Here is a 16,111-nt window from a genome sequence, read left to right as displayed (position 1 = left end):
CCGTGGCCTTGATTTCGGGACGCCCGGGACGCTTGGCTGGAGCGATGGGCTTCGAACACACTCCCGTCGATCCGACCTCTGCCGAGCGCCTCGCGACCAGCGGCCTCGAACTGCGCCTCGTCGACACCGCCGAACATGACGACTTCGATCGCTGGCTGCAGGCCGATCAGCGCGGCTTCCACATGGCGAAGGCAACGCCTGCGTCGCTCGCCGAGCTGCGCGCCACGACGGCGCACCGCCGCTCGGTCGGGGTGTACGACCCGCAGTCGCCGGCGCCCGGGCATCCGGTCGGGACGACGCAGACCTGGGTCACCCCGCTCACTGTGCCCGGCGGCGCCACCATCGACATGTGGGCCGTCTCGAGCGTCACGGTCTCACCCACTCACCGACGCCGCGGCGTCGCGCGTGCGCTGCTCGAGGGCGAGCTGCGCGCCGCTGCCGGTGACAATGTGCCGATGGTCGGGCTCACCGTCAGCGAGGCGACCATCTACTCTCGGTTCGGCTTCGGCGTCGCGACCTTTACGGACAGCGCGGAGATCGAGACACGAAGGGTCCGTTGGTCGGGCCCTGACGCGCCAGGCCGGCTCCACTTCGTCGACCCCGACGTCCTCCTGCCCGATGCCGCAACCATCATCGACGCGGTGCGCTCGTCGCAGCCGGGCGGCCTGAGCTATGACGACCACTTCGTCGGCAGTGTCGTCGGGACCATCGGCGATGACCGCGCGGGGCTGCGCGCGGTGCGCTACGACGACGCCGACGGCCGGCCGATGGGCTTCGCGTCCTACCGGCTGAGGGCGCACGAGACCGACTTCGCGAAGCACACGGCGACAGTGCAGCATCTCATCGGTGCCACCGACGAGGCGACGGCGGCCCTGTGGCGCTACCTGCTCGAGCTCGACCTCGTGGCGACCGTCCGCGCTCCCGGACGGCCGGTCGACGAGCCCGTGCACTGGCAGCTCGGCGACCTGCGCGCCGCAACGCGCCGTCGCCGCGACGCCCTCTGGCTGCGGATCCTCGACGTGCCGGCCGTGCTCGGCGCGCGCCGCTACGCGACCGCCGCAGCAGTCGTGCTCGAGGTCAGCGACCCGTACGGCTTCACCGCGGGGCGGTTCCTGCTCGAGACCGACGCCGAAGGGGCCGGCCACGTCGAGCAGTTCGACGGTGCGACGCCGGCGGGTGCGGCATCCGTCGCCCTGTCGATCGGCGACCTCTCGTCGCTCTATCTCGGCGGTGTCTCGGCTGCGACGCTCGCGCGTGCGGGCCGGATCGAGGAGCGATCCGCCGGCGCGGCCTTCGCGCTCGAGCGGATGCTCGCCGTCGACCGCGCGCCGTGGCTCATCCTCGGGTTCTAGGCAGGCGGACGGCCGATCAGCAGGCTGCTGAGAGAATGGTCACATGACCGAGCACACGACCGCCGCGCATCGCACGCGCCCGCAGGTCCGCCCGAAGGCTGAAGGCTGGACACAGGCGAAGGATGCCGGGGGCCGCCCGCTGCTGCAGTTCGCCAGTCCGCGCCGCTCTCAGCCGGCCGTCCACCTCGCCGACCTGAGCCTCGACGAGCGCAAGGCGCGGCTCGTCGAGCTCGGCCAGCCTGCCTTCCGTGCCGCGCAGCTCAGCACGCACTATTTCGAGCACTTCACCACCGACCCGGCAGAGATGACGGACCTGCCCGCCTCGGTCCGCACCCAGCTCACGGAGGCGATGTTCCCGCCGCTGCTCACCGAGGTGCGACGCCTGCGCACCGACCGGGGCGAGACGATCAAGTTCCTCTGGCGCCTGTTCGACGGCGCGCTCGTCGAGTCAGTGCTCATGCGCTACCCCGGCCGCGTCACACTGTGCGTCTCGAGCCAGGCGGGCTGCGGCATGAACTGCCCGTTCTGCGCAACAGGCCAGGCCGGGCTCACGCGCAACCTGTCGGCTGCGGAGATCGTCGATCAGGTCGTCGCTGCGAACCGCGCGATCGCGAACGGCGAGCTCGGCGGCCTGCGCCGTGACGGCGGGTTCGACTCTCCGCGCGTGACGAACATCGTCTTCATGGGCATGGGCGAGCCGCTCGCCAACTACAAGCGCCTGATGACGGCGATCGGGCGGATGGTCGCGCCGGCGCCGGAAGGCCTCGGCATGAGCGCCAGGCACATCACGGTGTCGTCGGTCGGTCTCGTGCCCGCGATCCGCAAGCTCGCTGAGGAGGATCTGCCGCTCACCTTCGCCCTGTCGCTGCACGCCCCTGACGACACCCTTCGCGACGAGCTGATTCCGGTGAATGACCGCTGGAAGGTCGACGAGGCGCTCGACTCGGCGCGCTACTACTTCGAGAAGACCGGCCGCCGCGTGTCCATCGAGTACGCGCTGATCAAGGACATGAACGACCACGGGTGGCGGGCGGATCTGCTGGCCGAGAAGCTGAATGCCCGCGGGCGCGGCTGGGTGCACGTCAACCCGATTCCGTTGAACCCGACGCCCGGGTCGATCTGGACCTCCTCCGAGCCTGCGGTCACGAACGAGTTCATCCGCCGGCTCGAGGCCGCCGGCATTCCGACGACGCTGCGGGACACCCGCGGTAAGGAGATCGACGGCGCGTGCGGGCAGCTCGCCGCCGCCGAGTAGTTCTGAGACCGGGTGGCGCCCGCGCCCGCGGCCTTACTCGAGTGCTTCGCCGGTGGGGTCGGCCGCTGCGGCATCGGCAAGCTGCTCGCCGCCGATGGGCGCCCCGGCCCAGCTGATCAGGTTCCAGCCGCGCCCCGCGTCGCCTTCGAGGATCGCGATGCCCGTGTTGTCGAGCGGGTGCTTCAGGGTGAACTCGCCGCTGACGTTGAGCGCGCGGGCGCCGACCCACGCGCGGATCGCCGCGCCGTGGCTGAAGATCACCGCGGTGTCGTCGTGCGCGGCCGCGACTTCGGCGACCGCGGCGTCGTAACGCCCGAAGAACTCGTGGCCGTCGTGGCCACCGGGGATGCGCGCGTCGAGCCGACCGCTGCCCCACTCGATCACCGGGGCGATGTAGGCCTTCACCGACTCCGTATCGGTGCGCCCCTCGAGGTCGCCGGCCTCGATCTCATGGACACCAGCGAGGACCGCGGCGTCGATGGCCCGGGCATCGCTGAGCGGCTGCGCGGTCAGCTGCGTGCGCAGCAGTCGCGACACGTAGATGCCCTGGATGTTCTCGTCGCGCAGCGCGTCGGGCACCGCGGCCGCCTGCTGCTCGCCCAGCTCGGTAAGACCTGGACCGGGCGTCGCAGTGTCGAGGGAGCCGAGCACGTTCGAGGGGGTCTGACCATGACGAATCAGCAGCAGTCGCACTCTTCCGACGCTAGCTGACAAAGATGCAGAACGGATGCCCGGATGGGTCGGCGAACACGAACAGCGGTTCGTCGGGGTCGTCGAACCGGTCGCGCAGCAGCGTGGCCCCGAGCTCGAGCGCCCTCGCTTTCTGCCGCCGCAGCTCGTCGGCGCTCTCGACGCTGAAGTCGAGGTGCAGCTGTTGGGGCACGGGGCCGTCGGGCCATGTCGGCGAATCGACCTTGTCGACCTGCTGGAACGCGAGGACGCGCCTGCCACCCGGCTCGACAAGGGCGAGCCAGTCGGCGTCGTCGGGGGCGCCCGGAGCGGGTGCCTCGTCGCCCGACTCGTAATCGAAGCCGAGCAGCTGCCGATAGAACTCGGCAAGGTGCCGGGCGCTCGTGGTGTCGAGCACGGTCTGCCGCAGCCGTGGGAACGTTGGTGTCTCGCTCATGGGAAAAGTGAACCATCGGCCACTGACATCGGCACCGGGCCGGCAGGTGCGAGCGGGTGCCCGCCTAGGCTGATGAGATGACCGCCCGCAGCCGCATGATGAGCGGCTCGGTGGTACAGCTCGGAAGCCTCGTCAGTGTCAACTTCGGGTCGGCGGTCGCCGGACTGCTGATCCCTGTGGCGGGCCTCGTTCCCGTCGTCGCAGCGCGCCAGCTCGTCACCGTCGCGACGCTCGCGCCGTTCTGGCGACCGCGCCGCGACCAGCTCACCTGGCAGCGCCTGCACCCCGCGCTGGTGCTCGGCCTCGCGTTGCTCGGCATGAACCTGACCTTTTACACGGCTGTGCATATTCTCGGCCTCGGCATCGCCGCGGTGCTCGAGTACCTCGGCCCGTTTGCTCTCGCGGTGATCGGGTCGCGCCGCCTGGTAGACGGACTGTGCGCGATCGCGGCCGCGGGCGGCGTCGTGCTCCTGTCCGAGGCATCCGGCCATCTCGCCCCTGCCGGCGTGTTCTTCGCCCTGCTTGCGGCAGCCTTCTGGGCCGCGTACATCCTCTTCTCGCGCCGCGCGGCCCTCGCGCTGCCCGGACTCGAGGGCATCACGGTCGCGAGCATCGTCAGCTGCGTCCTGTCGTTGCCCGTCGCGCTCGTCGCTGTGCCGTGGGGGCGCGTCGCGCTGCACGACTGGCTGATGCTGCTGGCGCTCGGCGTTCTGTCGAGCGCGGTCCCGTACAGCCTCGACGCCTATGTGCTGCGCCGCCTCACACCACGCATCTACTCGGTCGTGACCGCATTCGGCCCTGTGATCGCCGCGGTGTTCGGGTGGCTCGTGCTCCACGAGCACTTCACGGTCGCGATGATCGGCGGCATCGCCCTGGTCGTCGTGAGCTCGGCCGTCGCGATCTTGAGCCATCGTGTACCCGATTCACAGCCGGCGGCTCTGCCTGCCGAATGAAGCCGGGCGTAACCTGCGAGCGTGCTCTTCAGAGACCGTGATCAGGCCGGCGAACAGCTCGCCGATCTGCTGCTGAACCTCCGCACCGAGCGGCTGCTCGTACTCGGGGCCTCGGCGGGCGGCGTACTGGTCGCGCGTCACGTCGCCGAACGACTCGGCGCCCCGCTCGGCAGGGTGCGTGCGGGCGGCGTGCCCGAGGCGGATGCGTCGATCACCGTGGCGAGCCGAACCGTGCTGCTCATCGACGACGCGATCGTGACGGGAGCGACGATGGCCGCAGCGCTGACAGCCGTCGCCGCCGCAGGCGCGCAGCGCATCGTCGTCGCCGTTCCGCTCGCTCCCCAGCGCATCCAGCTCGGGAAGCTCGCCGCCGACCTCTACGCGATAGCGCGGCCCGCGCCCCTCTCGAACGTTCGGCGGTGGTACACCGAACTGCCCGAGGTGTCCGAAGACGAGGTGCGGGCCGCGCTATCGGCTCAGGCCGGTCAGGACTGGACGTACGCCGGCGCGACCTCGTTGTGAGCGTGGCCCACGACGTAGACGCGCATGTCGTTCGTCGTGCCCGGCAGTCCGGGAGGGGAGCCTGAGATCACGACGACCTTGTCGCCGTAGGTCGCGAGGCCCTCGCCGATCAGCTTGTCGTCGACCTGGTGGAAGTACTCGTCGGTGTACGTCACCGTCTCGACGAGCGACGACTGCACGCCCCACGTCAGCGCCATACGCCGCTGGATGGCGGGGTCGGTCGCGAACGCACGGATCGGGATCGAGCTGCGCAGTCGGGACATCCGACGTGCCGTGTCACCCGACTCGGTGAAGATGCAGACGAACTTCGCGCCGACGAAGTCGGCGACCTCGGCCGCGGCCAGCGTGATCGCGCCGCCCTGGGTGCGCGGCTTCGTGCCGAGCGGGGGCACGCGCTCGAGGCCGTGCTCCTCGGTCGACTCGATGATGCGTGCCATGGTCTGCACCGTGATGATCGGGAACTCGCCGACGCTCGTCTCACCGGAGAGCATGACCGCGTCGGCGCCGTCGAGGATGGCGTTGGCGCAGTCCGAGGCCTCAGCACGCGTCGGGCGCGGGCTCGAGATCATCGACTCGAGCACCTGCGTCGCGACGATGACCGGCTTGGCCATGCGGCGCGAGAGCTCGATCGCGTGCTTCTGGACGATCGGCACCTGCTCGAGCGGAAGCTCCACGCCGAGGTCGCCGCGCGCGACCATGATCGCGTCGAACGCGTCGATGATCTCTTCGAGGGCCTCGACCGCCTGCGGCTTCTCGACCTTGGCGATCACGGGGAGCTTGATGCCCTCTTCCGCCATGATCTCGTGCACCCGGTCGATGTCCTTCGCGTTGCGCACGAAGGACAGCGCGATGTAGTCGGCCCCGAGGCGCAGGCCCCAGCGCAGGTCGGCCTCGTCCTTCTCGCTGAGCGCGGGGACATTGACGGCGACGCCCGGCAGGTTGATGCCCTTGTTGTTCGAGACGGCGCCGGGAACGACGACCTCAGTGGTGACGCGCGGCCCGTCGACGGAGACGACGCGCAGCGCCACCTTGCCGTCGTCGATCAGCAGCGGGTCGCCCGCCTTGACATCGTTCGGGAGCCCCTTGAACGTCGTACTGGAGATCTCCTTGGTGCCGACCACGTCCTCCGTCGTGATGACGAAGGTGTCGCCCTCGGCGAGGTCGTAGGGACCCGCCTCGAACTTTCCCAGGCGGATCTTTGGACCCTGCAGATCGACCATCACCGCGACGGGCTTGCCCACGTCGCCCGCAGCCTGGCGCACGTTGGCGTAGACGGCCTCATGCACGTCGTAGCTGCCGTGGCTCAGGTTCATGCGGGCCACGTCGACGCCGGCCTCGATAATGGCGCGAATCGTTTCGTAGCTCGAAGTTGCAGGGCCGAGTGTTGCGACGATCTTGGCTCGTCTCATGATCTTCGGTATTCAGCTTTCTCGACTCGTACGGGTTCAGTGCGGGGCGTGGACGCTCAGCGCTCTTACAGGCTAATGCCTCGATCGCTCGGCTTGATAGGCGCCGGCAGCTCGGTCTCCCCCTCGAGGTAGCGGTCGACCTCCGCAGCGACGGAGCGGCCCTCGGCGATTGCCCACACGATCAGGGACTGCCCGCGGCCGGCGTCGCCGGCGACGAACACGCCGGCCTCCCCCGTCGCGTAGCTCTCGTCGCGCACGACATTGCCGCGGGAGTCGAAACGAGTGCCGAGCTGGTCGGCGAGGAACTGCTGCTCGGGCCCGGTGAAGCCCATCGCGATCAGCACCAGGTCGGCCGGGATCTCGCGCTCGGTGCCCGACTTCGGCACACGGCGTCCGTCGACGAACTCGGTCTCGGCGACGCGCAGTGCGCGCACCTCTCCCGCGTCGTTGCGCAGGAACTCGACGGTCGAGGCGAGGTATTCGCGCCGACCGCCCTCCTCGTGCGCGCTCGAGACCTCGAAGAGACGGGGGTCCATCGGCCACGGCTCGTGCTCAGCACGCTCGGCGGGCGGGCGGACACCGATCGCGAGGTTGGTGACGGATGCCGCGCCCTGACGGTGCGCCGTGCCGATGCAGTCCGCACCGGTGTCGCCGCCGCCGATCACCACGACGTGCTTGTCCTCCGCGGTGATCTGGTTCGGTACGGTGTTGCCCGCACCGACGCGGTTCTGCTGCGTCAGGTACTCCATCGCGAAGTGCACACCGCGCAGGTCCCGGCCCGGGATCGGCAGGTCGCGCGGCACGATCGCACCGGTCGCGATGACGACCGCGTCGTAGCGCGCACGCAGGTCGGACCAGCTGATGTCGGTGCCGATGTCGATGCCCGCCCGGAATCGCGTGCCCTCGGCGGTCATCTGCGCCAGGCGCTGCTCGAGGCGGCGCTTCTCGAACTTGTAGTCCGGGATGCCGTAGCGCAGCAGGCCGCCGATGCGGTCATCGCGCTCGTACACGGCCACGGTGTGACCCGCGCGCGTGAGCTGCTGGGCCGCCGCGAGCCCAGCGGGGCCCGAGCCGACGACCGCGACCGTCTTGCCAGTGAGACGCTGCGGCGGGTGGGGCTCGATCCAGCCCTTGCTCCACCCCTCATCGGCAAGTGCGACCTCGACCTGCTTGATGGTCACGGGCGGCTGGTTGATGCCCAGCACGCACGCGGACTCGCAGGGCGCCGGGCAGAGGGTCCCGGTGAACTCGGGGAAGTTGTTCGTCGCGTGCAGTCGCTCAAGAGCCTGCTGGCCCTCGCCGCGCCACGTGAGGTCGTTCCACTCGGGGATCAGGTTCCCGAGTGGGCAGCCCTGATGGCAGAAGGGGATGCCGCAGTCCATGCAGCGCCCGGCCTGGCGGCGCAGCTGTGCCGCGTCGCCCTGCTCGTAGACCTCTTTCCAGTCCATGAGGCGGACCGACACGGGGCGCCGCTTGGGCAGCTCGCGCTCGGTGGTCTTCAGAAAGCCCTTGGGGTCAGCCATTCGTCGTCGCCTCCAACATCGTGAGCAGTCTTGTCTCGGTCACGGGTCAGCCGCCCGTGACTTCGAGGATGCGGCCCCAGACCACATCGCCGTCGGGGTCGAGGCCCTCGCTGACCGCCTGCTGCCGCGTCTCGAGTACGGCCGCGTAATCGCGGGGCAGCACCTTCACGAACTTCTGGGCGGATTCCTCGAAGTCGGCCAGCAGGGAAGCCGCGAGCGAGGAATCCGTCTCGGACACGTGCTTCTCGAGCAGGTCCTTCAGGATCTCGCTGTCCACGCTGTCGAGCGGAAGCAGGCGCAACTCGCCGGAGGCGATCGCCTGCGCGTTCACGCGCCCCTCGTGGAGGCCGTAGACGTAGGCGGAGCCGCCGGACATGCCAGCGCCCAGGTTGCGGCCCGTCTCGCCGAGGATCACCGCGAGGCCGCCGGTCATGTACTCGAGAGCGTGGTCGCCCACACCCTCGACGACCGCCGTCGCACCCGAGTTGCGCACGAGGAACCGCTCGCCCACGATGCCGCGGATGAACATGGTGCCCTGCGTCGCGCCGTAGCCGATGACATTGCCGGCGATGACGTTGTGCTCGGCGGCGAAGCCGGCGTTGCGGTTCGGCCGCACGACCAGCTGGCCGCCCGACAGACCCTTGCCGACGTAGTCGTTCACATCTCCCTCGAGGCGGAGCGTGATGCCGGCCGGAAGGAACGCCCCGAAGGACTGACCGGCCGACCCCCTGAGGGTGACATCGATCGTGCCGGCCGGCAGCCCGTGCTCACCGTGGCGCAGCGTGACCTCGTGGCCGAGCATCGTGCCGACGGCGCGCTCGGTGTTGCGGATCGGCAGCGTGAGCTGCACCGCGGGGCCGCCATTCAAGGCATCCGCCGCCGCTTCGATCAGCTTCACGTCGAAGTGCTCGTCGAGCTCGTGGTTCTGCTGGCGCGCGTTCTTCCGCGGCTCGTCGGCCGCGAAGTCGGGGCCGTGCAGGATCGGCGAGAGATCCAGGCCGGATGCCTTCCAGTGCTCGATCGCGCGGTCGACGTTCAGGATCTCGACGTGGCCGATCGCCTCGTCGAGCGACCGGAACCCGAGCTCGGCGAGGTACTCGCGCACCTCCTGGGCGATGAACTCGAAGAAGTTCACGACGAACTCCGGCTTGCCGCTGAAACGCTCGCGCAGCACCGGGTTCTGGGTCGCGACGCCGACCGGGCACGTGTCGAGGTGGCAGACGCGCATCATGACGCAGCCGGAGACTACGAGGGGGGCCGTCGCGAAGCCGAACTCCTCGGCCCCGAGCAGGGCGCCGATGATCACGTCGCGGCCGGTCTTGAGCTGACCGTCGACCTGCACGACGACGCGGTCGCGCAGACGGTTGAGCATCAGCGTCTGCTGCGTCTCGGCGAGGCCGAGCTCCCACGGCGTTCCCGCATGCTTCAGCGAATTGAGCGGGCTCGCACCGGTGCCGCCGTCGTGGCCGGAGACCAGGATGACGTCGGAGAGCGCCTTCGCCACGCCCGCCGCGACCGCGCCGATGCCGTTCTCGCTCACCAGCTTGGTGTGGATGCGGGCCTGGGGGTTCGAACGCTTCAGGTCGAAGATCAGCTGCTTGAGATCCTCGATCGAGTAGATGTCGTGGTGCGGCGGCGGCGAGATGAGACCGACGCCCGCCGTCGCGTGGCGCGTGCGAGCGACCCACGGATAGACCTTCTGCGCCATCAGCTGACCGCCCTCGCCGGGCTTTGCGCCCTGGGCGAGCTTGATCTGGATGTCTTCAGCATGGGTCAGGTAGAGGCTCGTCACCCCGAAACGGCCCGACGCGACCTGCTTGATCGCGCTGCGGCGCTCCGGGTCGAGCAGGCGCTCTGGGTCTTCGCCGCCCTCGCCCGTGTTCGACTTGCCGCCGATCCGGTTCATGGCGACCGCGAGGGTCTCATGGGCCTCGCGCGAGATCGAGCCGTAGCTCATCGCGCCGGTCGAGAACCGCTTCACGATGGACTCGACGGACTCGACCTCATCGATCGGCACCGCCGGGCGCGAACTCGAGAACTGGAACATGCCCCGGAGCGTCATGAGCTGCTCCGACTGGTCGTCGACGAGCTTGGTGTACTCGCGGAAGATGTCGTAGCGGCGTGTGCGGGTCGAGTGCTGCAGACGGAAGACCGTCTCAGGGTTGAAGAGGTGCGGGCTTCCGTCGCGGCGCCACTGGTACTCGCCGCCCGTGTTGAGACGCTCGTGCACCCGCGCGGCGCCCTCTTCCGGGTACGCCTGCTGATGGCGCGCGAGGTTCTCCGCCGCGATGACGTCGATGCCGACGCCGCCGAGCTTGGTCACCGTGCCCGTGAAGTACTTCGAGACGAACTCCTGCGAGAGCCCGACCGCTTCGAACGCCTGCGCACCCGCATACGATCCGACGGTCGAGATGCCCATCTTCGACATGATCTTGAGCACGCCCTTGCCGAGGCCCTTGATCAGGTTCTTGACCGCCTTCTCGACGGAGAGGCCGGTGATCATGCCCGCGTTCACGAGCTCCTCGACCGTCTCCATGGCGAGGTACGGGTTGACCGCCGACGCGCCGTAGCCGAGCAGCAGGGCGACGTGGTGCACCTCGCGCACGTCGCCGGCCTCGACCACGATTCCGACGCGCATGCGGTTCTGTGTGCGGATCAGATGGTGGTGGACGGCCGAGACCATGAGCAGCGATGGGATCGGCGCCAGGTCTTTGTTCGAGTCGCGGTCGGACAGCACGATGAACATCGCGCCGCCCTCGATGGCCTCGTCGACCTCGTCGCACATGGCGGCGAGGCGCCGCTCAAGCGCCTGGGGCCCCGAGTCGGGGCGGTACAGCCCCCGCACGGTGGTCGTGAGCCGCGAACCGGGCCGCGGGTCGATGTGCTGGATCTTCGCGAGCTCGTCGTTGTCGATCACGGGGAAGTCGAGCACCACCTGGCGCGCGTGGCGCGGCGTGGACGCCAGCAGGTTGCGCTCCGGCCCGAGGCCGAGGCGCATCGAGGTGACGACCTCTTCGCGGATCGAGTCGAGCGGGGGGTTCGTGACCTGCGCGAACTGCTGGGTGAAGTAGTCGAACAGCAGGCGCGGCCGCTCGGACAGCACGGCGATCGGCGTGTCGGAGCCCATGGCCCCGAGCGGCTCCGCGCCGGTCTTCGCCATCGGAGTGAGGAGGATGCGGACCTCTTCCTCGGTGTAGCCGAAGGTGCGCTGGCGGCGATGCACGGATGCCGGCGTGTGCACGATGTGCTCGCGCTCGGGCAGGTCGGCGAGGTTGATCGAGTTCTTCAGCCACTCGCCGTACGGGCGCGCCGCGGCGAGCTCGGACTTGATCTCGTCGTCTTCGATGATGCGGCCGGCCTCGGTGTCGACGACGAACATGCGCCCTGGGCGCAGACGCCCCTTGCGGACGACCCTGGCAGGGTCGATGTCGAGCACGCCGGTCTCGCTGCCGAGCACGATGAGGCCGTCGTCGGTGACGAGATAGCGGGCGGGTCGCAGCCCGTTGCGGTCAAGCGTGCCGCCGACGAGCGTGCCGTCGGTGAACACGAGCGCGGCCGGGCCGTCCCACGGCTCCATGAGAGCCGCGTGGTACTGGTAGAACGCCTTGCGGGCCGGGTCGATCTCCGTCGCGTTCTCCCACGCCTCGGGCACCATCATCATGACGGCGTGCGGGAGCGAGCGGCCGGCGAGGTTCAGCAGCTCGAGCACCTCGTCGAAGCTTGCGGAGTCGCTCGCGCCCTCGGTCACGATCGGGAACAGCGGCGTGAGGTCGCCGAGCAGCTCCGACTCGAGCTGCGACTGGCGTGCACGCATCCAGTTCCGGTTGCCCTGCACCGTGTTGATCTCGCCGTTGTGCGCGAGCATGCGGAACGGCTGCGCAAGCGGCCATGACGGGAAGGTGTTCGTCGAATAGCGCGAGTGCACGAGCGCGAGCTTCGACGCGAACCGCTCGTCGGACAGGTCGGGGTAGAACGGCTCCAGCTGCAGCGTCGTGACCATGCCCTTGTACACGAGCGTGCGCGCCGACAGCGAGGCGAAGTAGGTGTTCAGCTCACGCTCGGCGCGCTTGCGCAGCCGGAACGCGAGGCGGTCGATCGCGATGCCGCTCGGCAGCTCGCCGATCGTCTCGGGCCGGTCGCTCGTGACGTAGAGCTGCTCGATCGCGGGCATCGCGCCGCGCGCAAGAGTACCGATCTCGTCGGGCGCGGTGGGCACCGTGCGCCACCCGAGGACCGTGAGCTGCTCCTCTTCGGCGATCCGCTCGATCGCGGCCTTGATCGTCGCGCGCTCCGAGTCGTCGAGCGGGAGGAAGGCGTTGCCGACCGCGTAGCGGCCGGCAACGGGCAGCTCGAACCTGGCGACGGCGCGCAGGAACTCGTCGGGGATCTGCGTGATGATGCCCGCACCGTCACCCGTGCCCGCGTCTGACCCGACTGCGCCGCGGTGCTCGAGGTGGCGCAGAGCATTCAGGGCGTTGTCGATGATGTCGTGACCGGCTGTGCCGCGCAGCGTCGCCACCATGGCGAGACCGCAGGCGTCTTTCTCGAAACGCGGGTCGTACAGGCCCTGGGCGGGCGGAACGGTGCTGAACCGGGAAGCAGCGTTGACCCGGTCAGTGGTGATCGGCGATGGCTTCGACATAGGCGCCATTGTCAACCGTCCTCACGTGGTTGGGGAACTAAAGATCGGTGGGGACGCCATCGGCCCTACGACAGGTCGGGTGTTTCTCCGTTCGCGGGGGTGGTGTCGTGGAACGGCTACGAGCTCTGCTACCGGCTTGTGGCCTTGGCTTCGGCGGAAGTCTCATCGGACGGGGCGAGATCGCCCGGAATGTCTTCGGTGAGCTCAGGCTGCTGCGAGTCTACGTCATCGCCGTCGGGCGTCCATTCGTAGCCGCGGCGGTACACGCTCGGCTCGGCGCCGTGGTGACGGCGGCTTTGCACAGCGATGATCACGATGCCGAGGACAACCGCGCCGAACGCGGCCCAGACGTTGCTGGGGATCCCGAGGAAGCCGAACTCGCTCGGGTCGATGCGGATCGACTCGAGGTAGCTGCGGCCGGCGCCGTACCAGATCAGGTACATGCCGAAGAAGATGCCCCAGCGCGGTTTCCACTTCCGCTCGATGAGCAGCAGCACGATGATGCCGAGCACGTTCCAGACGATCTCGTACAGGAACAGCGGGTGGAAGACGGTGTGCGCCGGAAGGCCGGCCGGGTAGGCCTTGTTCGTCGTCGGGATCTGCAGACCCCACGGCAGCTTGGTGGGCAGGCCGAAGAGCTCGTTGTTGACGTAGTTGCCGAGGCGGCCGATCGACTGGGCCAGCAGCAGACCCGGCACGAGAGCATCCGCGAAGGACATGAACCGGAGCTTGTGGCGGCGCGGCGTCACGCACGCGAGCCACAGGCCGAGCGCGCCACCGATCAGCGCGCCGAAGATCGCATTGCCGCCGTCCCAGATGTAAAAGACGTTCACGAGGTTGTCACCGGCCGCGAAGTAATCGTGGGGGTGGGTGACCACGTGGTAGGCCCGGGCGAAGATGATGCCGAGCGGCACCGTCCACAGCACCACGTCGAGCGTCACACCCGGTTCGCCGCCGCGCTTGGTGAGGCGAGCGTGCGTCCACCACGCGGCGAGGATGATGCCGAGCAGGATCAGCAACGCGTAGTAGTGGATCGTGAACGGGCCGACCTTGAACGACTGCCACGCGGGGGTCGGGCTCGGGATGCTCGAGACAAGCGCTTCCAGCAAGGTGATGGTGCCTTCCATGGGGTTCCCCCCGGCTGACTGCGGGGCCGGGAGAAGTCTACGGGTGGTGTTGAGGTGCTAGGGACAGCGTCGGCTATGAGCGCGTGCCCGCGGCGAGCGACTCGGCCGCGGAGCGAACTCCGGACACTCCCCCGTCGGCGAGCGACTTGACGAGCATGGCGCCGACGATCGCCCCGTCTGCGTAGGACAGGACTTCGGCCACCTGGGCGCCGGTGGAGATCCCTATGCCGACACACACCGAGTCGGCTCCGGCGGTGCGCAGGCGACCGACTAGACCCCGCGCTGCCTCGTCGACTGACGCGCGTGCACCCGTCACACCCATCGTCGAGACGGCGTAGACGAACCCGCGCGAGTTCGCGACCGACAGACGAAGCCGTTCATCCGGTGAGCTCGGCGCAGCGAGGAAGACTCGGTCGAGAGCGGTTCGGTCGCTCGCAGCGATCCAATCGGATGCCGAGTCCGGGGTGATATCGGGCGTGATGAGTCCTGCGCCCCCGGCGGCCACCAGTTCGTCGGCGAAGCGCTCGACCCCGAACTGCACTACCGGGTTCCAGTAGGTCATGAGTAGCGCGGGCGCAGCGACCTGCGCACGGATCTCACGCAGCGCCGTGAACACGTCGCGGGTTCGGAAGCCGTTCGACAACGCCTGCTGCGCGGCGGCCTGGATCACCGCGCCGTCCATCACGGGGTCGGAATACGGCAGCCCGAGTTCGAGCACATCCACACCCGACTCGACGAGGGCCACCGCGGCGTCGATCGAGGTGCTGAGGTCGGGGAATCCGATCGGCAGGTATCCGACGAGCGCCCCCTTGCGAGTCTCGCGCGCCGCCGCGATCGCCTGTGCCACCGGGGACGTCGTGGCGTGCGTCGTGCTGCTCACAGTTGCTTGCTCCTCTTGGTCTTCATCGCCGCCCGTGGCGGCGAGCGACGCGGTCACAGCTGCTGGCTCATCTTCATCGCCGCCCGTGGCGGCGAGCGACGCGGTCACAGCTGCTCTGCGTCGTTGTCGAGCACGTCGAAGTACTTCGCCGCCGTCGCCACGTCTTTGTCGCCGCGCCCGGACAGGTTGACGAGGATCGTCGCCTCGGGCCCGAGCTCCTGGCCGAGCTTGATCGCGCCGGCGAGGGCGTGCGCCGACTCGATCGCCGGAATGATGCCCTCGGTGCGCGAGAGCAGCCGGAACGCCTGCATCGCCTCGTCGTCGGTGATGTTCCGGTACTCGGCACGCCCGAGGTCCTTGAGCCACGCGTGCTCAGGACCGACGCCCGGGTAGTCGAGGCCCGCCGAGATCGAGTGCGACTCGAGCGTCTGACCGTCTTCGTCCTGCAGGACATAGGTCTTGTTGCCGTGCAGGATTCCGGGGCGCCCCTCTTCCAGAGTCGCACCGTGCTTGCCCGACTCGATGCCGTAGCCGCCGGGTTCGAAGCCGAACAGCTTCACCGAGGGGTCGTCGAGGAAAGCGTGGAAGATGCCGATCGCATTCGACCCGCCGCCGACGCAGGCCGCCACCGCGTCGGGCAGTTTGCCGGTCAGCTCGAGCACCTGCGCGCGCGCCTCTTCACCGATGATCTTGTGGAAGTCGCGGACCATCGTGGGGAACGGATGCGGTCCCGCTACGGTGCCGAGAAGGTAGTGCGTCGTGCCGACGTTGGCGACCCAGTCGCGGAACGCCTCATTGATCGCGTCCTTCAGCGTGCGTGAGCCGGTGGTCACGGGAATGACCTCGGCGCCGAGCAGGCGCATGCGCGCCACATTGAGCGCCTGGCGCTCGGTGTCGACCTCGCCCATGTAGATGGTGCAGTCCATGCCGAACAGGGCGGCCGCGGTCGCCGTGGCGACGCCGTGCTGACCCGCGCCGGTCTCAGCGATCAGGCGCGTCTTTCCGAGCATCCGCTTCACGAGCAGCGCCTGGCCGAGCACGTTGTTGATCTTGTGGCTGCCGGTGTGGTTCAGGTCCTCGCGCTTGAGAATGACGCGAGCCCCGCCGGCGTGCTGCGCGAAGCGCGGCACCTCGGTGATGATCGACGGGCGCCCAGTGTACGTGCGGTGCAGCTCCGAGAGCTCTTCGGCGAACCCCGGGTCCTGCTTGGCGAGCTGCCACGCGTCCGTCAGCTCATCGAGCGCAGCGATCAGCGACTCGGGCATGAAGCGGCCACCGAATGCGCCGAAATCCGGTCCGACGACGTCGCGGAGGGTCATCTG

At 69.0% G+C, this 16,111-nt stretch carries 12 protein-coding genes; 4 read left to right on the top strand and 8 right to left on the bottom strand.

All coding sequences use genetic code 11. The features are described 5' to 3' along the window. Positions 1 to 44: 44 nt before the first annotated feature. On the top strand, positions 45 to 1,352 hold the full coding sequence (locus ACFOYW_RS14745; RefSeq protein ID WP_390230452.1) for a GNAT family N-acetyltransferase: 1,308 nt from the start codon (positions 45 to 47) through the stop codon (positions 1,350 to 1,352). Positions 1,353 to 1,395: 43 nt separating this feature from the next. Continuing rightward, entirely contained in the window at positions 1,396 to 2,607 is a 1,212-nt protein-coding gene (gene rlmN / locus ACFOYW_RS14740) for a 23S rRNA (adenine(2503)-C(2))-methyltransferase RlmN (protein ID WP_390230449.1), read from the top strand. 33 nt (positions 2,608 to 2,640) lie between these two features. Here rlmN and ACFOYW_RS14735 read toward each other — a convergent pair whose 3' ends face one another. Both ACFOYW_RS14735 and ACFOYW_RS14730 read right to left on the bottom strand, forming a co-directional pair. Beyond that, on the bottom strand, positions 2,641 to 3,300 hold the full coding sequence (locus tag ACFOYW_RS14735; RefSeq protein ID WP_390230446.1) for a histidine phosphatase family protein: 660 nt from the start codon (positions 3,298 to 3,300) through the stop codon (positions 2,641 to 2,643). 10 nt (positions 3,301 to 3,310) lie between these two features. After that, positions 3,311 to 3,733: a VOC family protein gene (locus tag ACFOYW_RS14730; protein WP_390230444.1), complete on the bottom strand. Its 423-nt coding sequence runs from the start codon at positions 3,731 to 3,733 to the stop codon at positions 3,311 to 3,313. Positions 3,734 to 3,810: 77 nt separating this feature from the next. Between ACFOYW_RS14730 and ACFOYW_RS14725 the strand changes: the two genes are divergently transcribed. Then, on the top strand, positions 3,811 to 4,686 hold the full coding sequence (locus tag ACFOYW_RS14725; RefSeq protein ID WP_390230442.1) for an EamA family transporter: 876 nt from the start codon (positions 3,811 to 3,813) through the stop codon (positions 4,684 to 4,686). Positions 4,687 to 4,707: 21 nt separating this feature from the next. After that, positions 4,708 to 5,208 carry a phosphoribosyltransferase family protein gene (locus ACFOYW_RS14720; protein ID WP_390230440.1) on the top strand — a complete coding sequence of 167 codons (501 nt, stop codon included), beginning with the start codon at positions 4,708 to 4,710 and terminating at the stop codon, positions 5,206 to 5,208. On the opposite strand, the gene pyk is transcribed toward ACFOYW_RS14720, so the two are convergent. From pyk to trpB, 6 genes are all read right to left on the bottom strand, one after another. Next, positions 5,172 to 6,617 (bottom strand): pyruvate kinase, encoded by a 1,446-nt coding sequence (pyk, locus tag ACFOYW_RS14715; RefSeq protein ID WP_390230437.1) that lies wholly within the window; start codon positions 6,615 to 6,617, stop codon positions 5,172 to 5,174. The two genes, ACFOYW_RS14720 and pyk, sit on opposite strands and share 37 nt — an antisense overlap. Before the next feature lie 65 nt (positions 6,618 to 6,682). Continuing rightward, complete coding sequence (locus ACFOYW_RS14710; protein ID WP_390230435.1) at positions 6,683 to 8,140, bottom strand: glutamate synthase subunit beta; 1,458 nt, start codon at positions 8,138 to 8,140, stop codon at positions 6,683 to 6,685. A 46-nt stretch (positions 8,141 to 8,186) separates the two neighbouring features. Then, positions 8,187 to 12,782, bottom strand: coding sequence for a glutamate synthase large subunit (gene gltB / locus ACFOYW_RS14705; RefSeq protein ID WP_390230432.1), 4,596 nt, complete (start codon positions 12,780 to 12,782; stop codon positions 8,187 to 8,189). Positions 12,783 to 12,910: 128 nt separating this feature from the next. Next, positions 12,911 to 13,909, bottom strand: coding sequence for a prolipoprotein diacylglyceryl transferase (lgt, locus tag ACFOYW_RS14700; RefSeq protein WP_390230431.1), 999 nt, complete (start codon positions 13,907 to 13,909; stop codon positions 12,911 to 12,913). Between the two features lie 73 nt (positions 13,910 to 13,982). Beyond that, a complete protein-coding gene (gene trpA / locus ACFOYW_RS14695; protein WP_390230428.1) occupies positions 13,983 to 14,789 on the bottom strand; it encodes a tryptophan synthase subunit alpha in 807 nt (268 codons plus the stop codon). 104 nt (positions 14,790 to 14,893) lie between these two features. After that, positions 14,894 to 16,108 carry a tryptophan synthase subunit beta gene (trpB, locus tag ACFOYW_RS14690; RefSeq protein WP_390230425.1) on the bottom strand — a complete coding sequence of 405 codons (1,215 nt, stop codon included), beginning with the start codon at positions 16,106 to 16,108 and terminating at the stop codon, positions 14,894 to 14,896. Positions 16,109 to 16,111: the final 3 nt, after the last annotated feature.

It is taken from the genome of Gryllotalpicola reticulitermitis, from assembly GCF_042651345.1.
GTDB lineage: Bacteria > Actinomycetota > Actinomycetes > Actinomycetales > Microbacteriaceae > Gryllotalpicola > Gryllotalpicola reticulitermitis.
This window is presented reverse-complemented; position numbering and strand designations above follow the sequence as displayed.

Bases quoted from the DNA above. Each gene is read 5' to 3' on its own strand.
- trpB (WP_390230425.1), bottom strand. From the start codon at position 16,108: ATGACCCTCCGCGACGTCGTCGGACCGGATTTCGGCGCATTCGGTGGC.
- pyk (WP_390230437.1), bottom strand. From the start codon at position 6,617: ATGAGACGAGCCAAGATCGTCGCAACACTCGGCCCTGCAACTTCGAGC.
- ACFOYW_RS14730 (WP_390230444.1), bottom strand. From the start codon at position 3,733: ATGAGCGAGACACCAACGTTCCCACGGCTGCGGCAGACCGTGCTCGAC.
- gltB (WP_390230432.1), bottom strand. From the start codon at position 12,782: ATGTCGAAGCCATCGCCGATCACCACTGACCGGGTCAACGCTGCTTCC.
- rlmN (WP_390230449.1), top strand. From the start codon at position 1,396: ATGACCGAGCACACGACCGCCGCGCATCGCACGCGCCCGCAGGTCCGC.
- ACFOYW_RS14710 (WP_390230435.1), bottom strand. From the start codon at position 8,140: ATGGCTGACCCCAAGGGCTTTCTGAAGACCACCGAGCGCGAGCTGCCC.
- ACFOYW_RS14745 (WP_390230452.1), top strand. From the start codon at position 45: ATGGGCTTCGAACACACTCCCGTCGATCCGACCTCTGCCGAGCGCCTC.
- lgt (WP_390230431.1), bottom strand. From the start codon at position 13,909: ATGGAAGGCACCATCACCTTGCTGGAAGCGCTTGTCTCGAGCATCCCG.
- ACFOYW_RS14725 (WP_390230442.1), top strand. From the start codon at position 3,811: ATGACCGCCCGCAGCCGCATGATGAGCGGCTCGGTGGTACAGCTCGGA.